Origin of the sequence: Citrobacter sp. KTE151, assembly GCF_000398845.1 — a bacterium.
GTDB lineage: Bacteria > Pseudomonadota > Gammaproteobacteria > Enterobacterales > Enterobacteriaceae > Citrobacter > Citrobacter braakii.
The window spans coordinates 221703-241424 of sequence record NZ_KB976066.1; the positions used below are offsets into that span (position 1 = coordinate 221703).

15 protein-coding genes are annotated in these 19722 nt (G+C 53.1%); 4 read left to right on the plus strand and 11 right to left on the minus strand.

The features are described from left to right. Positions 1 to 276 precede the first annotated feature (276 nt). Positions 277 to 1599 (plus strand): MFS transporter, encoded by a 1323-nt coding sequence (locus WC7_RS03280; protein WP_003023312.1) that lies wholly within the window; start codon positions 277 to 279, stop codon positions 1597 to 1599. A gap of 93 nt (positions 1600 to 1692) precedes the next feature. Here WC7_RS03280 and WC7_RS03275 read toward each other — a convergent pair whose 3' ends face one another. Together WC7_RS03275 and pdeH are read right to left on the minus strand one after the other, a co-directional pair. After that, positions 1693 to 3753, minus strand: coding sequence for an AsmA family protein (locus WC7_RS03275; protein WP_016154893.1), 2061 nt, complete (start codon positions 3751 to 3753; stop codon positions 1693 to 1695). Between the two features lie 77 nt (positions 3754 to 3830). After that, positions 3831 to 4598 (minus strand): cyclic-guanylate-specific phosphodiesterase, encoded by a 768-nt coding sequence (gene pdeH / locus WC7_RS03270; protein ID WP_016154894.1) that lies wholly within the window; start codon positions 4596 to 4598, stop codon positions 3831 to 3833. Positions 4599 to 4828: 230 nt separating this feature from the next. Between pdeH and WC7_RS03265 the strand changes: the two genes are divergently transcribed. Next, positions 4829 to 5758 (plus strand): 2-dehydro-3-deoxygluconokinase, encoded by a 930-nt coding sequence (locus WC7_RS03265; RefSeq protein ID WP_016154895.1) that lies wholly within the window; start codon positions 4829 to 4831, stop codon positions 5756 to 5758. 64 nt (positions 5759 to 5822) lie between these two features. On the opposite strand, the gene WC7_RS03260 is transcribed toward WC7_RS03265, so the two are convergent. The 4 genes from WC7_RS03260 to WC7_RS26870 form a co-directional block, all read right to left on the minus strand. Beyond that, complete coding sequence (locus WC7_RS03260) at positions 5823 to 7316, minus strand: M16 family metallopeptidase (protein ID WP_016154896.1); 1494 nt, start codon at positions 7314 to 7316, stop codon at positions 5823 to 5825. A 222-nt stretch (positions 7317 to 7538) separates the two neighbouring features. Continuing rightward, entirely contained in the window at positions 7539 to 8825 is a 1287-nt protein-coding gene (gene dctA / locus WC7_RS03255; protein ID WP_003023301.1) for a C4-dicarboxylate transporter DctC, read from the minus strand. Positions 8826 to 8982: 157 nt separating this feature from the next. Further along, on the minus strand, positions 8983 to 10989 hold the full coding sequence (gene hmsP / locus WC7_RS03250; RefSeq protein WP_016154897.1) for a biofilm formation regulator HmsP: 2007 nt from the start codon (positions 10987 to 10989) through the stop codon (positions 8983 to 8985). Between the two features lie 228 nt (positions 10990 to 11217). Further along, positions 11218 to 11325, minus strand: coding sequence for a type I toxin-antitoxin system toxin Ldr family protein (locus WC7_RS26870; RefSeq protein WP_016154898.1), 108 nt, complete (start codon positions 11323 to 11325; stop codon positions 11218 to 11220). A gap of 425 nt (positions 11326 to 11750) precedes the next feature. On the opposite strand from WC7_RS26870, the gene megL reads away from it, so the two are divergent. Next, positions 11751 to 12947 (plus strand): methionine gamma-lyase, encoded by a 1197-nt coding sequence (megL, locus tag WC7_RS03240; protein ID WP_003023295.1) that lies wholly within the window; start codon positions 11751 to 11753, stop codon positions 12945 to 12947. A 117-nt stretch (positions 12948 to 13064) separates the two neighbouring features. Further along, positions 13065 to 14363 carry an SLC5/6 family protein gene (locus WC7_RS03235; RefSeq protein WP_016154899.1) on the plus strand — a complete coding sequence of 433 codons (1299 nt, stop codon included), beginning with the start codon at positions 13065 to 13067 and terminating at the stop codon, positions 14361 to 14363. A 33-nt stretch (positions 14364 to 14396) separates the two neighbouring features. Here WC7_RS03235 and WC7_RS03230 read toward each other — a convergent pair whose 3' ends face one another. The 5 genes from WC7_RS03230 to dppB form a co-directional block, all read right to left on the minus strand. Beyond that, positions 14397 to 15599, minus strand: coding sequence for a sigma-54 interaction domain-containing protein (locus tag WC7_RS03230; RefSeq protein WP_016154900.1), 1203 nt, complete (start codon positions 15597 to 15599; stop codon positions 14397 to 14399). 176 nt (positions 15600 to 15775) lie between these two features. Continuing rightward, positions 15776 to 16780 (minus strand): dipeptide ABC transporter ATP-binding subunit DppF, encoded by a 1005-nt coding sequence (dppF, locus tag WC7_RS03225; RefSeq protein ID WP_003827418.1) that lies wholly within the window; start codon positions 16778 to 16780, stop codon positions 15776 to 15778. Beyond that, the gene (gene dppD / locus WC7_RS03220; protein ID WP_016154901.1) at positions 16777 to 17760 is read right to left on the minus strand and encodes a dipeptide ABC transporter ATP-binding protein; all 984 of its coding nucleotides are present in this window, start codon (positions 17758 to 17760) and stop codon (positions 16777 to 16779) included. The genes dppF and dppD overlap by 4 nt, the downstream gene beginning before the upstream one ends. Before the next feature lie 10 nt (positions 17761 to 17770). Then, positions 17771 to 18673, minus strand: a complete 903-nt coding sequence (gene dppC, locus WC7_RS03215) for a dipeptide ABC transporter permease DppC (protein ID WP_016154902.1) — start codon at positions 18671 to 18673, stop codon at positions 17771 to 17773. Positions 18674 to 18682: 9 nt separating this feature from the next. Further along, positions 18683 to 19702 carry a dipeptide ABC transporter permease DppB gene (dppB, locus tag WC7_RS03210; RefSeq protein WP_016154903.1) on the minus strand — a complete coding sequence of 340 codons (1020 nt, stop codon included), beginning with the start codon at positions 19700 to 19702 and terminating at the stop codon, positions 18683 to 18685. Positions 19703 to 19722 lie beyond the last annotated feature (20 nt).

Sequence of the window (19722 nt, forward strand, 5' to 3'; positions counted from 1 at the left end):
TAACGCTGCGCTTATCCGGCCAACCCAATGCTTACGTCGAAATTCTGCGCATTATCAGAATTAAAATCCAGCTCGTAACTTTTGTTTAACCAAAAACCAGTTTTATCATCCAAGTTTTAAATTATGTGAAGCATTTCATGGAAGTGAAATCTCCAGCCTAAAAATTATCCCCTTTTTGCTCCGTTTTTGACCAATCGCAAGGTTTGTTACAGATTGAAATGTCTCTTTTGCTGTGCGTAATATGGCCTTTCGTTCGACCAAAAATAAGAAAATATTATGCAAGCAACAGCCACAACGCTCGACAACGAACAGGAACATACCCCGGTAAACTCGCGCAATAAAGTCGTCGTCGCCTCACTCATTGGCACTGCCATTGAGTTCTTCGACTTCTATATCTACGCCACCGCCGCGGTGATCGTGTTCCCCCATATCTTCTTCCCGCAGGGGGATCCGACCGCGGCAACGCTGCAGTCCCTTGCCACCTTTGCTATCGCCTTTGTGGCACGGCCTATCGGTTCTGCTGTGTTCGGGCATTTTGGCGATCGCGTAGGGCGTAAAGTCACGCTGGTTGCCTCACTGCTCACTATGGGGATCTCGACGGTTGTCATTGGCCTGCTGCCGGGCTATGAAACTATCGGTATTTTCGCCCCGCTGCTGCTGGCGCTGGCGCGTTTTGGTCAGGGTTTAGGACTGGGCGGTGAATGGGGCGGCGCGGCGTTACTGGCGACGGAAAACGCACCGCCGCGTAAACGCGCGCTGTACGGATCATTCCCGCAGTTGGGCGCACCTATCGGCTTCTTCTTCGCCAACGGCACTTTCCTGCTGCTCTCCTGGCTGCTGACTGACGAGCAGTTTATGAGCTGGGGCTGGCGCGTACCGTTCATCTTCTCTGCGGTGCTGGTGATTATCGGTCTGTACGTTCGCGTTTCGCTGCATGAATCCCCGGTCTTTGCCAAAGTGGCTGCAGCGAAAAAACAGGTGAAAATCCCGCTGGGTACCCTGCTGACAAAACATGTCCGCGTGACGATCCTCGGCACGTTCATCATGCTGGCGACCTATACGCTGTTCTATATCATGACCGTCTATTCCATGACGTTCAGCACCGCCGCGGCGCCTGTAGGGCTTGGCCTACCGCGTAATGAAGTGTTGTGGATGCTGATGATGGCGGTTATTGGCTTTGGCGTCATGGTGCCGGTGGCGGGCCTGCTGGCCGATGCGTTTGGTCGTCGCAAGAGCATGCTCATCATCACCACGCTTATTATTCTGTTTGCGCTGTTTGCCTTTAAACCGCTGCTCGGCTCTGGCAATCCGGTGCTGGTGTTCGCCTTCCTGTTGCTTGGTTTGAGCCTGATGGGTTTGACATTTGGTCCGATGGGCGCGCTACTGCCGGAGCTGTTCCCGACCGAAGTGCGCTACACGGGGGCGTCGTTCTCGTACAACGTTTCATCGATTCTTGGTGCTTCCGTTGCCCCTTACATTGCCGCATGGCTGCAGGCGAATTACGGCCTGGCGGCGGTCGGTACGTATCTGGCATCAATGGCGGCGTTAACGCTGATTGCGCTGCTGTTAACCCACGAAACCCGCCATCAATCATTGTGATTCTTTGGCTGTAACCACCGTCTGCGGCCTACGTTGAGCATGAAATGTAGGCCGCAGAAGTGAAGCGTTAGCGCCATCCGACAACGGCAAAAATCACTTCTTCATTTGCGACAAAATGGTCCGGCATTGATTAGCGTCCCCTTCAGAAGGTGAAATCAGCGCCAGCAAGGCCGCCGCAGGCGTCACCAACGTTGCCAGCGCGGCAGCAACCGCACCGCGCGCAATCAGCGGCCCGGCCTTCACGCCGGCCTGCGGATTCTTAAAGGTGCCGCGAACATACAGCGGCGAACGCAGGGTAATAATACGAATGCCTTTGCTCTCCGGATCGATGGTTAAATCCAGTTGCTCCGACGCAAAACTCGCCGTACCAGTGACATTAATGACCGCGTTTTCCGTGTCGAAGGCAAAAATCTGCGGGCGGGCTACGCCGTTAACAATATCCAGATTCGCCGCCGCGCAGTTCACCCGCACCTCGTCATCACCAAATATCTGTCCAACAAGATAGTTGCCCAGATTCAAGCCAACAATTTCCATCAGATTCCGGCTGATCAAACCGTCGTTCATCAGCAGCTTCAGGTTGCCATTGCTGTTACCAAGCAGCGCCGCTACCGAGTTTCCGCTCCCGCTAAACCTGGCGTCACCGTTCATTTCACCGAGCGTTTTCTGCATCAGCTCCACATCCGGCATCAGCGCTTTTAGCTTCAGGCGGCGAGCCTGGATGTCCGCCTGCCCCCGCATCGGCTTTTTATCCCCTTCCAGATGGATGCTGGAGACAATGCTGCCTCCCGCGAGGCCAAATTTCAGCGGCTGCAGGCGCAGGTCGGCATTTTTCAGGATGATATGGGTGGAGAGATCGCTGATCGGCAGGCTGCTGCCGTGCTCAATACGCCGTCCTTTGAAACGTACGTCAGCGTCCATCACGTTCCATTTGTCAGTTTCAAAACGGTCATACGGCAAGACCTTGTCCGCTGGCTGGACGCTCTTCTCACCTTTGCGCTGTTCAGATTGTTTAGCCCGCTCCGACCCTTTGCCTGAATCCACACCGATCAGCGGCCCCAAATCAGCCAGCCTCAGTTGGCGTGACTCAACATCCCCTTTCAGCATTGGGCGCGGCTTACCGGTGGTATAGGCCAGCGTTCCGTGAATATCGCTGTCGCCAATTCGGCCATTAAAATCGCGGTAATCAAAAACAGAGGATTTTTCCGGGTCAATTTTCGCGACCAGATGTCCGTCGGTTTCAAACGGCGGCGTATCCGGGAGCAGCACGCCGGTCAAATCGTACAAATCCCCTAGCGAATCTCCCGAGAATTTAAGCCGCAGATCCGCCCCGCCCATATTCATCGGATCGTTTATCGTACCCATAAACGCCACACGCGTATTACCCGAACGGAAATCAGCCTGAATCGGGAAAGGGGTTCCTTCACCGCGCAGCGCCAGCATTCCGCCTATTTTCCCGCTACCGCTTAGCGGTTCGCCGTTATATCGGCCTTGCGCTTTCAGACCAAACACGTAGTCCTCAATGTGGGCGTTGCTCTCTTTACTTTTTGCGCCAGTCACTTCGCTAAAGGGCAACGGCTTACCCAGCGGATCGACCAGGATTTCAATCTCTGACTTCGTCACCTTATCGTTAATGGCGATGCGCCCTTGGTCGAACAGAATGTTATCCAGCCGGAAAGACCAGGCTGATGGCGGCGCATTGGGATCGCGGTTTTCATCCCCTGCCAGGTTAAAGGTCCAGTTATTGTTTTTCTCCGACAGGCGGATAAGCCGTGCATCGGGTTTTACCAGCTTGATCCACGGGAGCCAGACGGTTTTTGTCAGCAACGCCAGTGGGGCGAGCGTGGCTTCAACGCGCGGGAGATGCACCATGGTGACGTCAGGAATGTCCGGCGGGTTGCCGAGGATGATATCCTCAGCATGAACATGCGGCCACGGGACCCAGCTACGCCAGCCGGTTTCCTGTTTTTGGCGTTCCCAAACCACGCCCAGGTCACCCCGTATGGCGAAGGGACGGTTGAGTTCCGTAGAGACTTTCTGGTTGATGGTCGGTTTGAGCCGGTTCCAGTCAAATGTCGCAATCACGATGATGAGTACGACGATCAACAACAAGAAAACCCCTATTACTGAAGTGGTTATTTTGCCTGTTCTCGTCATGTTTAACCTCCTTACTTTCTTCCTTGCCTGTCCTAAAGATAGTCCAGCAGAGGAAAAGGAGGCGTTCTACATCCTTATCAAAGCGACAGAATTACGTCTTCAAGGGTATCCAGAGGCACTGGACGAGAGAGAAAATAGCCTTGCGCAGCGAAAGCCGGTGAGTTTTGCACATCACGCCACTCTTCCAGCGTTTCAACGCCTTCGACAATCACACCGCGGCAATAGCGGTTCATCAGTTGTAACAGCAGCGTAAAGAGATTGCGGCCCTCCGGCGTCTGGCGCAGCATGACAAACAGATCCCGCGCCACTTTGATATAGTCGTAACTCACTTCGCTCAGAGCCGAGAAGTTTGCCATTCCGGTGCCAAAATCATCCAGCCAGAGCGGGCCAAACTCGCACATTGAGGCGAACGACGAGCCTTTCGGCAAGCGGATATGTTCCACCAGTTCAAAGCGCAGCCACGGCAGACATTCGATGATTTTCAGGATTTCGGGATCCTGGCGCATTGCAATCAGCGTTGGCCCGTCGACATTCACGGATGCCAGCAGATCGTTGGCTTTGAAAAACGCCCCTTTTTGTTCAAGCTGTACAAGCTGCTCTTTCACCACATCTACACGATGTCGTACGGCCACTTCGGCGAAATAGCGGTCCGGTGCGATACGTTGGGAGGGGTTTTCAGGATGGCTCACGACGGTCAGCAGCTCAACGGCCATCAGCCGTCCGTTGGTCAGATAAATCGGCTGGTAGGTGTAAGCACGCTCGCACTGCAGCCAATAGCGTCTCTCCTGCAAGTTTTCAATACTCGCATCGAGCGTAATTAGCTGCTGGGTAACCTGCTTTATCATCTGAGATGTCCTGTAAATAAGAGTGTGACTGACCGGACTCGTCAAAGGTTATCGGCGCTCAGGCGAAGAACTTTACGTTCAGCCCTACGCAAAATAGAAACTAAGCGGCAAAAAACGACACAGAACACGTGCTGGCTCAAAAAAATAATGGAACGATGTTTTAATATAGTTGACCACTTAACACCCACAGCGCACACTAACGCTAATTTTTTTCAGAGCAGGTTACGACTATGTCCAGAAAGATTGCCGTGATTGGCGAATGCATGATTGAGCTGTCACAGAAAGGCGCTGACGTTCAGCGCGGATTCGGTGGCGACACGTTGAATACATCCGTTTATATCGCCCGTCAGGTCGATGCTGCGGCACTTTCCGTACACTATGTGACTGCGCTGGGTACCGACAGTTTTAGCCAACAAATGCTGGAATCCTGGCAGAGCGAAAATGTGGATACCTCATTAACCCAACGCATGGAAAACCGCCTGCCGGGCCTCTATTACATTGAAACCGATAGCACCGGCGAGCGCACCTTCTATTACTGGCGTAATGAAGCCGCCGCAAAATTCTGGCTTGAGAGCGAACAGTCCGCCGCTATTTGCGAAGAACTGGCGACATTTGACTATCTGTATCTGAGCGGAATCAGCCTGGCTATTTTAAGCCCGGCAAGTCGTGACAAGCTGCTGTCGCTGCTGCAAGAATGCCGTGCCAACGGTGGAAAGGTCATTTTTGACAATAACTACCGCCCACGTCTGTGGAGCAGTAAAGAAGAGACCCAGCAGGTGTATCAGCAGATGCTGGAATGCACCGATATCGCGTTCCTGACGCTGGATGATGAAGACGCGCTGTGGGGTGAAAAACCGGTTGCCGAGGTGATTGCCCGTACTCACGCGGCTGGCGTACAGGAAGTGGTTGTGAAACGCGGTGCTGACTCTTGCCTGGTTTCCATCGTAGGCGAAGAACTCATCGACGTTCCGGCCGTAAAACTATCGAAAGAGAAGGTTATCGATACAACCGCTGCGGGAGACTCCTTCAGCGCCGGGTATCTGGCGGTACGTCTGACCGGTGGCGATGCCGCTGATGCCGCAAAACGCGGGCACCTGACGGCAAGCACCGTTATTCAGCATCGCGGGGCGATTATTCCTCGCGACGCCATGCCGCAGTAATCTGGCGTTCTGGCAGGCCGGATTAGACGTTAACGTCGCGTCCGGCCTGCAGGTCACGATTCCCTTATTGCACCGGCGGGATGTCCGTCACTTCAGGATGTGATTCATCCGTTTCTACCGACGTTGCCGCGGCGGTAACCGGCACCATAATGCTATCCCACGTCGCCTGCAGATCCTTCATATTGAATTCAGGTTCACCCTTCGGCTGCAACAGAATTAACGCCATATCTTGCGACAGTTGCTGACGCAGGTCCTGATTCAGCATCTCAACACTCAGGTTGTTCAGGAAGCTCTGACGTAAACGCTGATACTGTTCAGGCGCAATATCTACGACCTGGTTTTGCAGCGAGCGCAAACGCTGGCTGATCAAAATATCGGTATCGGTGCGACCATAGGTGGCAAACAGCTTCTGCAGTTCCAGATTCTTTTGCGCCACCAGCGCATTAAACTCTTCTTCCGGCAGCCCCTTATCGCGCACTTTGGCCAGCTCACGCGCAACCGTGCTGAGGTTCGCGTTCAGCTTACCGTTCGGTGATTCAACGTTAATGGCACATTGCGCGCGCAGGAACAGCACCCGACAGTCAAAGCCAAGGCCAATGTCTTTGGCATTGTTTTTGGTGAGCTCCTGCTGAATGTGCCAGAACAACGCTTCACGGGCTAAATCAGCGCGCCAGTAACGTAACAGCGCGGCAGATTCACGGATCGGCTGCCACGGCGTATCCCACATAATAGACAGGCGATCCTGACGTACCGCATCGGTCATTATGCTTACGGCCTCTGCACGCAGCGGAGAGAGCGTGGGTACCGGCGCAGGCGTTTCGCGTTTACCTTTTAATTCGCCGAAGGTTTTATTGATTTGATCAGCCACGCTGCGCGCATCTACGTTACCGACGATAATCAGCGTCATCGCATCCGGGGTATACCATTTCTGGTAGAAGGACTGGATTTTCGTCGCATCAACAGGCGTTTTCAGCGGATCGGCAGGATCGTGACCCAGCAGCGTCGATCCCTTCAGACGATAGCGCCACCATCCCTCTTTGGTATCTGACGGCCAGGTTGCAACCATATCTTCGCTACTCAGCGCATGATTGACCGATTCAGGGGTGATGCTCAGATTACCGGAAATATTCGCCAGATAAGAAAGTGACTCTTTCAGCAGATCGTTGCGGCTGTTAGGCAGACTGAGGTTATACAGCGTGGAATCATAGGAAACGATAACGGGCGGCATGGGACGACTGGGATCGAACCCCTGCTGCCACAGAGAACGGGCTTGCGTAGCATCGAGGCCACCGCTTTGCGTCAGTGCGATACGCGGGATCGCATGGCTGAAACCACTCTGTTGTGTACTTTCGGTGAGTGAACCGGTATTGACCAGCAGGCGAACCTCAATACGGTCGCTGGGGCGCTGGGGAGTGGCTAAAACTTGCCACTGTAACCCATTTGCCAGCGTGCCCTGTTGCCACGCCGGGTCAGGCTGGAGCGCATCTGCCTGCACATAGCCGGCAGTGGCCATCATCAGCAAGCCGCCCGCTAAAAGTCGAATTTTTGTGCCCTGCATGTGAACCCCTGATCAACTATCCTGGAAATAAAAAGACAGCCCGCGAGAGGACTCTCTGAATATGACGTTAAAAACACTTCGTGTTAGACCGCAAGAACATAAAAATGTCACGGAGGAAGTGAAAAAATCCCGACGCCGCCGAATCGGCAGTTTCAGGCACAGGGGTTAATTATGCGCAAACGCCCGCAGTCCTGGAAGGGACTACGGGAATAAGTGGAGAGATTAAGAGGATATTTCGTGCGTTTTGCCATCCGGCGCACGATTATTCAGCACATCATCCAGCTTTTTATGGTCCAGTTCTTTCACCCATTTCGCTACTACAACAGTTGCCACACCGTTACCGACCAGGTTAGTCAGCGCACGGGCTTCAGACATAAAGCGGTCAATACCGAGAATCAGCGCCAGACCAGCAACCGGTAAATGGCCCACAGCGGAGATAGTCGCGGCCAGAACAATGAAGCCACTCCCGGTCACACCCGCAGCACCTTTTGAAGAGAGCAGGAGCACCACCAGCAGGGTTATCTGATGGAAGATATCCATATGGCTGTTGGTGGCCTGAGCGATAAACACCGCCGCCATCGTCAGATAGATTGATGTCCCATCAAGGTTAAACGAGTAGCCCGTGGGTATAACCAACCCGACAACCGACTTGCGACAGCCCAGTTTTTCCATCTTATCGAGCATACGCGGCAGCGCGGACTCGGAAGAAGAGGTGCCCAGAACGATCAGCAGTTCTTCACGGATATAGCGGATGAATTTGAAAATGCTGAAGCCGGTTGCGCGCGCAATCGAGCCCAACACCACAACCACAAACAGAATACAGGTGATGTAGAAACAGATGATCAACTGACCCAACTGCACCAGCGTCCCGACGCCATATTTACCGATGGTAAAGGCCATGGCACCGAAAGCACCGATCGGCGCCAGGCGCATGATCATGTTGATGATGCCAAAAATAACCTGCGAGAAGCTTTCAATCACGTTGAAAATCATCTGGCCTTTGCTACCTAAACGATGCAGCGCAAAACCAAACATAACCGCAAACAGCAATACCTGCAGGATGTTGCCACTGGCGAACGCGCCAATGACGCTACCCGGGATAATATCCATCAGGAAGCCTACGATCCCCTGGTCTTTTGCCTGTTCGGCGTAAATCGCAACCGCTTTGGCATCCAGCGTCGCCGGATCGACGTTCATACCGGCACCGGGTTGCACCACGTTGACGATGATAAGGCCGATGATCAGCGCAATCGTACTGACAATTTCAAAATAAAGCAGTGCAACCGCACCGGTGCGGCCTACGGCTTTCATACTTTCCATGCCTGCAATGCCGGTTACGACAGTACAGAAGATGACAGGTGCGATGACCATTTTGATGAGCTTCACGAAAGCATCACCAAGTGGCTTCATTTGGGCGCCTAATTCAGGGTAGTAATGGCCAAGGAGAATACCTATGGCAATTGCTGTCAGGACCTGAAAGTAAAGGCTTTTGAATATAGAGGTTTTCATAGGGTGTCCTTAAAGTAAAAACCACAGGTCTTGTAAGGTTTTGTTTAACCTGCGGCCTTAAAGTAACACCCACACAACATGACAGAAATGCGCCTGGATCATAATTGATACAGAAATGTTAAAAATTTTGAGCTGGCTCGCACAAGCGAGACCTTTTTTAACTTTTGTAATCAGCGTTTTTCGGCGTCAGATAACGTTCTTCGAAGATATTCGCCGGAACCGGCCGGGCAAACAGGAACCCTTGTGCCACTTCTACCCCCGCTTGTGATAACCATTCGCGTTGCGCTTCGGTTTCGACGCCCTCAGCGATCATCTGCAAATTGAGGCTATGCGCCAACTGAATGATGGCGGAGATCATGCTGCAATCTTCAGGGACACCATCGACAAACATCTTATCGATTTTGAGTACATCCACCGGGAGCGACTTCATGTGCTGCAGCTGCCGCAGGCCCGCATACCCCATACCAAAATCGTCCAGCGCGATACGCACGCCCGCGTTGCGCAGCGGGCGTAAAATAGCCACAGCGGCGTTAGGATCATCAATGTGCCGGCTTTCGGTCACTTCCAGAATCAACGTCCCAGGCTTGATGCGATAGCGGTTTAGCAACTCCAGCAGATCCGACACCATACTCGGGTGCATCAGCTGCAGCGCAGACAGGTTCACCGAGAGCGGCAGCATCAGGCCGCGTTCCTGCCAGGCTGACAGCTGGCGACATGTCTCCTCCAGCACCCAGTAACCGACCGTCACCATCAGGCCACAGGACTCAATCCTGTCGATTAACCCTTCTGGCAACTCCCAGCTTCCGTCTGGCTGCTGCATTCGCAATAATGCTTCTGCGCTCAATACCTTACCGCTGGACATCTCCACCTGCGGCTGCATCCAGAGCGCAAACTGATGGTTATCCAGCGCGGTAAGAATATCGTTCTCTTCCGTCAAACGCTGTTGCGCCTCTTCCATCTGCAACGGGTCAAAGAACTGAATCCGGTTTTTACCCTTGTGACGTGACGTTAACACGGCTGAGAGTGCGCGGTGGTAAAGCTGTTCTGCGGTCAAATCGCCATTAAACATCGCCACCCCAATGTTGCAGGTTGGACGGAGTTGAATGCCCTGAATCGGTAATCGCTCGTTAACGATAGTGAGCACTTGCTGACCTAGCGTAATAGCGTGCCAGGGTTCTTTCACACCATGTGCGATGATGGCAAAGTCATAGCCGCTCACCTGGGTAAGCACCATTCTGGGGGCCAATACTGACTTCAGCTTTTCAACCAGCGTAAGCAGCAGGATTTCCCGCTGGGTCTCGGATAACACACCCGCGGTATCACGCAGGGTTTCGCAGGTGACAATCATCAACGCCGTAGTCTGCTGGCGGTTCACAACCTGCTCCAGCAGCGCCATCAGAAACGACTTGTTGGGCAGCTCAGAAACCGGGAACCGCATTGAATGGTCGCTTTGCTCTTCACTGCGGCGCTGAATCAGTTGCTGATTGAGGTTATAGCTACGCACCAGCAGGCCAATCTCGTCGTCCTGATGCAGACGCGGCAATGCCAGCTGATAGCCAATCAGATCCTGCTGGGGAATGTCGTTCAGCTCACGCGCAATTTTACGTAATGGATGCAAAATCAATCTGTTAATACACCATGAGATGGCTACCGTGAGTATTAACGAGAGAAGTAAGTAAATGGTCACTAACGTGGAGAGCGTACTCATCACGAACTTGTACATACGGTACGAATCCGCCTGCAGCACCAGATACGCCAGCGGTTGCGGATTCGCTGAACGCTCAAGAGAATAGACCGGCAGCGAAATTTGTACCGGAAGTTCAAACAGGCGAGTCACCGTAACCGGAACCGGGCGTTCAGGAATAAAGCTCATCCGCAGCGCCTGAAACTGATTGGGAAGCACCACATCGGCGCGGCTGACCACGCCTGCTGGTCGAATACTTCTTAAAATAGTTTCTGCTTCGGGAATATCCCCTTTCAGGATCGTGCCCGACAGAGACTCACGGACGGAGCGAGCGATACTTTCCAGTTGCGTAGCCGTGTTGTAGCGATTCTGCTGGACCAGATGGAACAACAAAACGGTGCAAAAAATAAACACAAACACCATGACAACGGCCGCAACCATTGCCATCTGCTTAATTGTTAACGAGCGACTGACACGCAAACTGACTCTCCACGGATAGACGAAACTGCCGTCAGAGTATACCCGATCGTAGCGGTATTAAGAGAGGCGGTATCTGAAAACTTCCCAGCATGCATTATCCCGACCGGATAGGCACCTGGCGACGAGATTTATCTGCATTTAAGCCGAAAAAGGCCGCAAGGTTCCCCCCCCTGCGGCCTGGTTCGGGCGCATGTTGCCATCACGGCAGACAGACGCCCGCAAGGTGCATTACTTCCTGTTACGCAGCCAGCTCACAATCAGGCTGGCAATAATGCCAGCGATGATCGGAGCCGCTAAATCGTGCCAGAAGGCCACGCCTAACTGTGCGAGCGTCATATAGCCGCCTGTGTTGCAATGGCAACTGTTCGCGGCTATTCTTGAGTTGTTCAGGTTCAAGTTAGCCCCCGTTTTGTTGCCAGGTTTATACCGAACAACGTGCGGGGGTTTTCTCTTTCCAGCAACCGATGCCGCCGGGGATCAAGCCCCCGCAACATTGCGCCTCACCGGGAATTCCCGGCTTGCCGCTGATTCTACGGTAGCCCACTTGCCATATCACTGCGCAATACACGGCTCTGCGTAGCGCCTCGCATTTCACCTGTTTTCTCACCATTACGCTGGAAAGATTCTTGCCAGTTGGCAACATTCCTGCCGCTCTTCAATACAGAAAAAGACATATCTCATTGATATATATACCTTCATTTTCTGGCACAGCGATTGCTATTTGACTGTGAGCTGTTCTGTTCCGAATCAAAGGAGATATCATGTCTGACTGTCGTACTTACGGATTCAACACCCAGATCGTTCACGCGGGGCAACAACCCGACCCTTCTACTGGCGCGCTCAGTACGCCTATTTTCCAGACTTCAACGTTTGTTTTTGACAGCGCCGAACAAGGTGCCGCCCGCTTTGCGCTCGAGGAATCCGGGTACATTTACACCCGTTTGGGTAACCCCACCACCGATGCGCTGGAGAAAAAGCTGGCGGTACTGGAAAGAGGTGAAGCCGGGCTGGCAACCGCATCCGGTATTTCTGCCATCACCACCACGCTGCTGACGTTGTGCCAGCAGGGCGACCATATCGTTTCCGCCAGCGCGATTTACGGCTGTACCCACGCGTTTTTGTCGCACAGCATGCCGAAGTTTGGGATTAACGTCAGCTTCGTCGATGCGGCAAAGCCTGAAGAAATCCGCGCCGCCATGCGCCCGGAAACCAAAGTAGTGTATATCGAAACGCCCGCTAACCCGACGCTGTCGCTGGTCGACATTGAAACGGTAGCCGGTATCGCCCATCAACAAGGCGCATTGCTGGTGGTGGATAACACCTTTATGTCACCGTACTGCCAGCAGCCTTTACAGCTAGGCGCGGATATTGTGGTGCACAGCGTCACTAAATATATCAACGGTCACGGAGACGTGATTGGCGGGATCATTGTTGGTAAGCAGGAGTTTATTGACCAGGCGCGGTTTGTTGGTCTGAAAGATATCACCGGCGGCTGCATGAGTCCTTTCAACGCGTGGTTGACGCTACGCGGCGTTAAAACACTGGGTATACGTATGGAACGCCACTGTGAAAACGCATTGAAAATCGCCCGCTTCCTCGAGGGGCATCCATCCATTACCCGCGTTTATTATCCTGGCTTGTCTTCACACCCGCAGTATGAGCTGGGCCAGCGACAGATGAGCCTGCCAGGAGGAATTATCAGCTTCGAAATCGCTGGCGGCCTCGAGGCTGGCAGACGGATGATCAATTCTGTAGAATTGTGCCTCCTCGCGGTCAGTCTCGGTGATACCGAAACCCTCATTCAGCACCCAGCGTCTATGACACATTCGCCCGTTGCGCCAGAGGAACGGCTTAAAGCAGGTATTACCGACGGGCTTATCCGTCTTTCTGTGGGTCTTGAAGATCCAGAAGATATTATTAACGACCTTGAACACGCCATCAGAAAGGCAACATTCTGACCATTATGACCTGAACCGACGCCGATCGGTTCAGGTTGTTGAGAATCAAGGCACAACAGTCTGGTAATACGCGCAATCCTGTTTCGGGGAGAGCGCGTATTTTGGGCAGGGGGTTCTATGCAGGACGACACATTACAACTAAGCAACAATACAGCAACCACCGTACCATTCTCAAAGAAAATACCGTTTACGAAATACGACTTTGGCTGGGTATTACTGTGTATCGGTATGGCAATTGGTGCTGGAACGGTACTGATGCCGGTACAAATAGGCTTAACAGGCATTTGGGTATTTATCGTCGCCTTTATTATTGCCTATCCAGCAACCTATATTGTGCAGGATATTTATTTAAAAACATTATCAGAAAGTGAAACTTGTAATGACTATACCGATATTATCAGTCATTACCTGGGAAAAAACTGGGGTGTATTTCTTGGCGTCATCTATTTTTTAATGATTATTCACGGCATATTTATCTATTCCTTATCCGTGGTTTTTGACAGTGCCTCATATATCAAAACCTTCGGCTTAACCGATGCCGATCTTTCACAATCGATAATCTATAAAGTGGCCATTTTTGCCGTGCTGGTGGCCATTGCTTCCGGGGGAGAAAAGCTGCTGTTTAAAATCTCCGGCCCGATGGTGGTAGTCAAAGTGGGGATCATCATCGTGTTTGGTTTTGCGATGGTTCCGCACTGGAACTTCGCTAATATCAGCGCATTCCCTGAAGCATCGGTCTTCTTTCGCGACGTGCTGCTGACCATCCCGTTCTGCTTCTTCTCGGCGGTGTTTATTCAGGTGTTGAACCCAATGAACATCGCCTACCGCAAGCGGGTAGCGGACCGGGTTCTGGCAACCCGCATGGCAATACGCACGCATCGCATCAGTTACATTACGCTGATTGCGGTCATTCTGTTTTTCTCATTCTCTTTTACCTTTTCTATTAGTCATGAAGAGGCCGTTTCGGCCTTCGAACAAAATATTTCCGCACTGGCGCTGGCAGCGCAAGTCATTCCTGGGCAAATTATTCATATCACCTCAACGGTGCTAAATATCTTCGCCGTATTAACCGCATTCTTTGGTATTTATCTGGGATTCCACGAGGCGATTAAGGGTATTATTCTTAATGTTCTGAGCCGTATTATTGATGTGGAGAAAATTAATCCCCTGGTGCTTACGCTGGGTATTTGCACCTTTATTGTTATCACCCTGGTGATCTGGGTGTCATTTCGTGTATCGGTACTGGTGTTCTTCCAGTTGGGTAGCCCACTTTACGGGATTGTGTCCTGTATTATTCCGTTTTTCCTGATCTATAAAGTAACGCAACTGGAAAAACTACGCGGGCTGAAAACCTGGCTAATCCTGTTGTACGGGATCCTGCTGTGCCTGTCGCCATTATTGAAGCTGATTGAATAATCCGTTTACAGCGCCGTCAGTGACTGACGGCGCTTAACTCACACTCTCCAGTTGATAGCTGCGAATTTTATTCAGTACCGTGGTATGTGACACCCCCAGCGCTTTAGCGATATGCCGCGACGACACATTCTCTTCCACCATCTGTTCAATAAGCTGGCGTTCAGCACACAAAACCTGTTCTTTAAAAGGACGCTCTGTCGGCGTCAGCTCAACGGCAGGCAAATTCACCATCCCTAATTCTTCCCGCGTAATGACATCGGATTCCGCCATCAGCATCAGGCGAATGATGGTATTTTCCAGTTCGCGAACGTTTCCCGGCCAGGTGTGATGATGCAGGGCATCAAAGCAGGCTTTATCCAGAATGATCCGTCGTTGGAATTCCTTCGCGTATTTCTGCACAAAGTGGCGAATCAATAGGCTGATATCCTGCGGGCGCTCCCGCAGGGGCGGAATGGTCAGTGAAAGTACATTGATGCGGTAATAGAGATCGGCGCGCAGCAGACGTTGTTCCACCATCTCTTCCAGATTGGCGTTGGTTGCCACAATAATGCGCACATTGACCGGAATAATTTGCGCCCCGCCAACGCGACGGATCCCGCCATCCTGAAGTACGCGCAGTAATTTAGCCTGTAAGCTCAGCGACATTTCACCAAATTCATCGAGAAAAAGGGTGCCTTTATCGGCCATTTCAAACAGCCCTTTTTTGCCTTTACAATCTGCACCGCTAAAAGCTCCTTTCTCATAGCCAAAGAATTCACTCTCCATCAACGACTCAGGTAGCGCAGAGCAGTTGACCGGAATAAACGGATAAAAACGTCGCTGCCCGGAATTATGGATAGCCCGGGCCAGAAGTTCTTTGCCAGTACCCGTATCGCCGCGGATCAAAACGGTATATTTGCTGTCGGCAATTTTTATCGCCTTTTCGATAAGCGAGTGCATGCTCTGGCTGCTACAAATAATGTCAGAGAAATAGCGCGGGCGTTCCGGCTCAGGCGTTGACAGTTCGCTTATCTCTTCACACAGGTAAGCGACGTTAATAATATCGGCGCGCCGGCCTAAACAGGATTGCACGCAGGAAATATCCTGTAACTGGCGGCACCAGGATTTAATCAGGATCCGTCCAGGCGTGACTTTCATAGAGATGATATTGATATCGCAGCAGGAAAATTCCTTCAGGACATCCTCAACCATCGACAGACGATCAATTGTTTTAATATCCCAGCGTATCGTGACCACATTTGCTCCTGACAGTTAGCAACTGCGAAATAGATATTTCTGTGACGAGAGGAAATCTGACTACATTTTAGACGCTGTGGAATAATGTTCTGCCAGAGGACTCACATTGTGGACGTAAAAACAAAATATAAAAAAACCGGAGCACAAGGCTCCGGTTATCAGGTCATAACCCACGTTTATTGCTGTGGATTTTCATCCTGGTCAACAGCGAAACAGGCCACGAGTTGTCCACCGTAATCCTTCAACTGCGGCTGAAGCTGGGTACACGGACCAAAACGCCGACGGCAGCGGGCATTGAACGCACAGCCCGGCGGTGGATTCAGCGGGCTTGGCAGCTCACCGGTCAGCTTGATACGCTCGCGGCGATCGTCCGGGTTCAGGCGTGGCGTCGCGGAGAGCAGCGCCTGCGTATACGGATGACGCGGATTATTGAAGATCTGATCCTTCGTTCCTTTTTCCACGCAACGGCCTAAATACATCACCATCACCTCATCGGCAATGTGCTCTACCACCGACAGGTCATGCGAGATAAAGACGTATGACAGCCCCAGTTCCTGCTGCAAGTCCATCATCAGGTTCAGCACCTGCGCACGAACAGAAACGTCCAGCGCCGAGACCGGTTCGTCGGCAATCACCACGTCTGGATCAAGCATCAGCCCGCGAGCGATGGCAATACGCTGACGCTGACCGCCGGAGAACATATGCGGATAGCGGTCGTAGTGCTCGGTTTTCAGCCCCACTTTCGCCATCATCGCCAGCGCTTTTTCACGACGCTCCTCTTTGCTTAGCGTGGAGTTGATCAGCAGCGGCTCTTCCAGAATCTGCCCTACTTTCTTGCGCGGGTTCAGGGAACCGTAAGGGTTCTGGAACACAATCTGGATTTTCTGCCGGCGCAGCTTCTGCGCCTGCGGGTCGTGCTTAAGCAGATCCTGCCCCTGGTAATACAGCTCGCCGCCGGTCGGGACTTCAATCATCGTCAGCAGGCGACCAAGGGTGGATTTCCCACAGCCCGACTCGCCTACCACCGCCAGCGTTTTGCCGCGTTCCAGGGTAAAGGAGACGCCGTCCAGCGCTTTCACCAGGCGTTCCGGGGCGAACATCCCCTTCTTCACCGGGTAGTGTTTTTTCAGGTCAATTGCCTGCAACAGCGGCTGTGGCAAAGCGGCCTTTTGCGTACTCATAGCCCAGGCCTCCCGGCATCATCAAGTGGGTAGTGGCATTTCGACTGACGACCGCCTTCCAGCAGGTTCAGTTCAGGTTCTTCAGCGCGGCATTTGTCAGTCGCATAGGGGCAGCGCGGGTTCAGTAAACAGCCGGTCGGGCGGTCATATTTACCTGGCACCACGCCCGGTAACGAAGCCAGACGCGCTTTATCCTGAGCGAACTCCGGCAACGCGCGCAGCAACGCCTGGGTATACGGATGACGCGGCGCGCGAAAAATATCCTGCGCGGCCCCGGCTTCCACTACCTGCCCGGCGTACATCACAATGATCTTGTGCGCCGCTTCGGCCACCAGCGCCAGGTCGTGCGTGATTAGGACCAGCGCCATGTTCTCTTTTTGCTGCAATTCCAGCAGTAGCTCGATGATCTGCGCCTGAATGGTCACATCCAGCGCCGTTGTCGGTTCATCGGCAATCAACAGCTTTGGACGACAGGCAATCGCCATCGCGATCATCACGCGCTGGCTCATCCCACCAGACAACTGGTGCGGATAGACATCCAGACGCGAGGCCGGATCGGGGATCCCCACCAGCGTCAGCAGGTCAATCGCCCGCTGAATACGCGTTTTTTTGTTGCCGCCCTGGTGCACCTTAATGGCTTCCATAATCTGGTAGCCGACGGTGTAGCACGGGTTAAGGCTGGTCATCGGGTCCTGGAAGATCATCGCCACTTCCGCGCCCACTAACTGGCGACGCTCTTTCTCAGAGATGCGCTTCAGGTCACGACCATTAAACTCCAGATTTTCGGCCATAACGCGACCTGGGTAGTCAATCAGTCCCATGATCGCCAGCGAGCTGACGGACTTACCAGAGCCGGATTCCCCTACAATGCCAACCACTTCACCCTGGTTCACGCTGTAACTAATGCGGTCTACGGCACGGAATTCGGACCCCACATCGCCGAAGTGCACCGATAATTTATCTACATTTAATAACGCCATCTCGAACCTCTTACTGCTTCAGTTTGGGATCGAGCGCGTCACGCAGACCGTCACCCATCAGGTTAAATGCCAGCACCGTCAGCAGGATTGCCAGCCCCGGGAAGGTCACGACCCACCAGGCGCTTTGGGCAAATTGCAACACGTCAGAGAGCATGGTGCCCCATTCCGGCGTAGGCGGCTGTGCGCCCATCCCCAGGAAGCCGAGGGCAGCCATATCGAGAATGGCGTTAGAGAAGCCAAGCGACGCCTGAACAATCAGCGGCGCAAGACAGTTAGGAAGAATATTGACGAACATCTGGCGCATCGCACCGGCTCCGGCCACGCGGGATGCGGTAACGTAGTCGCGGTTAACCTCCACCAGGACGGCGGCGCGCGTCAGACGCACATAGTGCGGCAATGCCACGAACGTCAGCGCCAGCGCGGCGTTGCCAATCGAGGGCCCAAATACCGCCACCAGCACCAGCGCCAGTAACAGGCTCGGCAGTGCCAGCATGATGTCGACCACACGCATGATGACGTTATCGACAATCCCGCCAAAGTAACCGGCAATCAGCCCGAGAATCACGCCCATCAGCAGGGAGAGCACCACCACCAGACAGCCGACCAACAGAGACAGACGCGCACCGTACATCAGGCGGGACAGCACATCGCGGCCCACATCATCAGTACCAAACAGATGCGCCATGGTACCGCCTTCCTGCCACGCAGGAGGAGCCAGCAGCGTATCGCGGAACTGCTCTGCCGGGTTGTACGGCGCGAGGACGTTGGCAAAGACCGCAATCAGGATCATCACGACAACGTACACCAGCCCAACAACCGCACCTTTGTTGCGTTTAAAATAGTGCCAGAACTCCTGCAGCGGGGTCATGGGCACCGGTGCAGCAATAACTTTATTTTCAGTAACCTGTGACATGATGGCCCCTTACTTCCTATGCCGAATACGCGGGTTCACCACGCCGTACAGCAGGTCTACCAGCAGGTTGACGAGGATAATCATCGTCGCGACCAGCAGCACCCCGCCCTGTACCACTGGATAATCACGGCGTTGTAGCGCATCGATCAACCAGCGTCCCAGTCCCGGCCACGAGAAAATAGTCTCGGTCAGGATCGCCCCAGCCAATAACGTACCGACCTGCAGGCCGATAACGGTCACAACGGGAAGCATCGCGTTACGCAGAGCGTGAATGATGATGACGCGCATACGGGTCAGGCCTTTGGCGCGTGCGGTACGAATGTAATCTTCACCCAGTACTTCCAGCATTGATGAACGAGTCATACGCACAATTACCGCCAGAGGAATGGTGCCAAGCACCATTGCCGGCAGGATCATATGCGCCAGCGCATCGATAAAGTTGCCCTCTTCACCCCAAATGGCGGTGTCAATCAGCATAAAACCGGTCAGGGGATTGGAATCATCAAGGAACACCATGTCGCTCACCCGACCGGAAACCGGCGTCAGGTTCCACTGCACGGAAACCAGCATGATCAGCATCATGCCCCACCAGAAAATCGGCATGGAGTAACCGGTCAGCGCCAGGCCAACGGCAGTGTGATCGAAAATGGAGCCGCGCTTAACGGCGGCAAGTACACCCACCGGAATACCCACCGCAACGGCGAAAATCATCGCGCAGACGCCAAGTTCCAGCGTTGCTTTAAAGCGAGGAACGAACTCTTCCCACACCGGTAATCGGCTTTTCAGCGAGATACCTAAATCACCATGCATAACCCCCCAGATGTAATGGAGGTACTGCTGCCACATCGGTTTATCCAGACCGAGTTCAGCCAACAGTTGAGCATGACGCTCAGGGGAAATTCCACGCTCACCCGCCATGATCATTACCGGATCGCCGGGGATCATATGAACGAAAGCAAAGGTGAGAAGAGTGATACCGATAAACGTGGGGATGACGAGTCCCAAACGTCGGAGAATGAACTGCAACATAACCCGGATTCTCTCTAATG

What these genes read in the sequence shown, in the direction of transcription:
- dppD (WP_016154901.1), bottom strand. Translation starts at nt 17,760, where the DNA reads ATGGCGTTATTAAATGTAGATAAATTATCGGTGCACTTCGGCGATGTG.
- megL (WP_003023295.1), top strand. Translation starts at nt 11,751, where the DNA reads ATGTCTGACTGTCGTACTTACGGATTCAACACCCAGATCGTTCACGCG.
- dppF (WP_003827418.1), bottom strand. Translation starts at nt 16,780, where the DNA reads ATGAGTACGCAAAAGGCCGCTTTGCCACAGCCGCTGTTGCAGGCAATT.
- pdeH (WP_016154894.1), bottom strand. Translation starts at nt 4,598, where the DNA reads ATGATAAAGCAGGTTACCCAGCAGCTAATTACGCTCGATGCGAGTATT.
- WC7_RS03280 (WP_003023312.1), top strand. Translation starts at nt 277, where the DNA reads ATGCAAGCAACAGCCACAACGCTCGACAACGAACAGGAACATACCCCG.
- WC7_RS03265 (WP_016154895.1), top strand. Translation starts at nt 4,829, where the DNA reads ATGTCCAGAAAGATTGCCGTGATTGGCGAATGCATGATTGAGCTGTCA.
- dppB (WP_016154903.1), bottom strand. Translation starts at nt 19,702, where the DNA reads ATGTTGCAGTTCATTCTCCGACGTTTGGGACTCGTCATCCCCACGTTT.
- WC7_RS03235 (WP_016154899.1), top strand. Translation starts at nt 13,065, where the DNA reads ATGCAGGACGACACATTACAACTAAGCAACAATACAGCAACCACCGTA.
- WC7_RS03260 (WP_016154896.1), bottom strand. Translation starts at nt 7,316, where the DNA reads ATGCAGGGCACAAAAATTCGACTTTTAGCGGGCGGCTTGCTGATGATG.
- dppC (WP_016154902.1), bottom strand. Translation starts at nt 18,673, where the DNA reads ATGTCACAGGTTACTGAAAATAAAGTTATTGCTGCACCGGTGCCCATG.
- WC7_RS26870 (WP_016154898.1), bottom strand. Translation starts at nt 11,325, where the DNA reads ATGACGCTCGCACAGTTAGGCGTGGCCTTCTGGCACGATTTAGCGGCT.
- dctA (WP_003023301.1), bottom strand. Translation starts at nt 8,825, where the DNA reads ATGAAAACCTCTATATTCAAAAGCCTTTACTTTCAGGTCCTGACAGCA.
- WC7_RS03275 (WP_016154893.1), bottom strand. Translation starts at nt 3,753, where the DNA reads ATGACGAGAACAGGCAAAATAACCACTTCAGTAATAGGGGTTTTCTTG.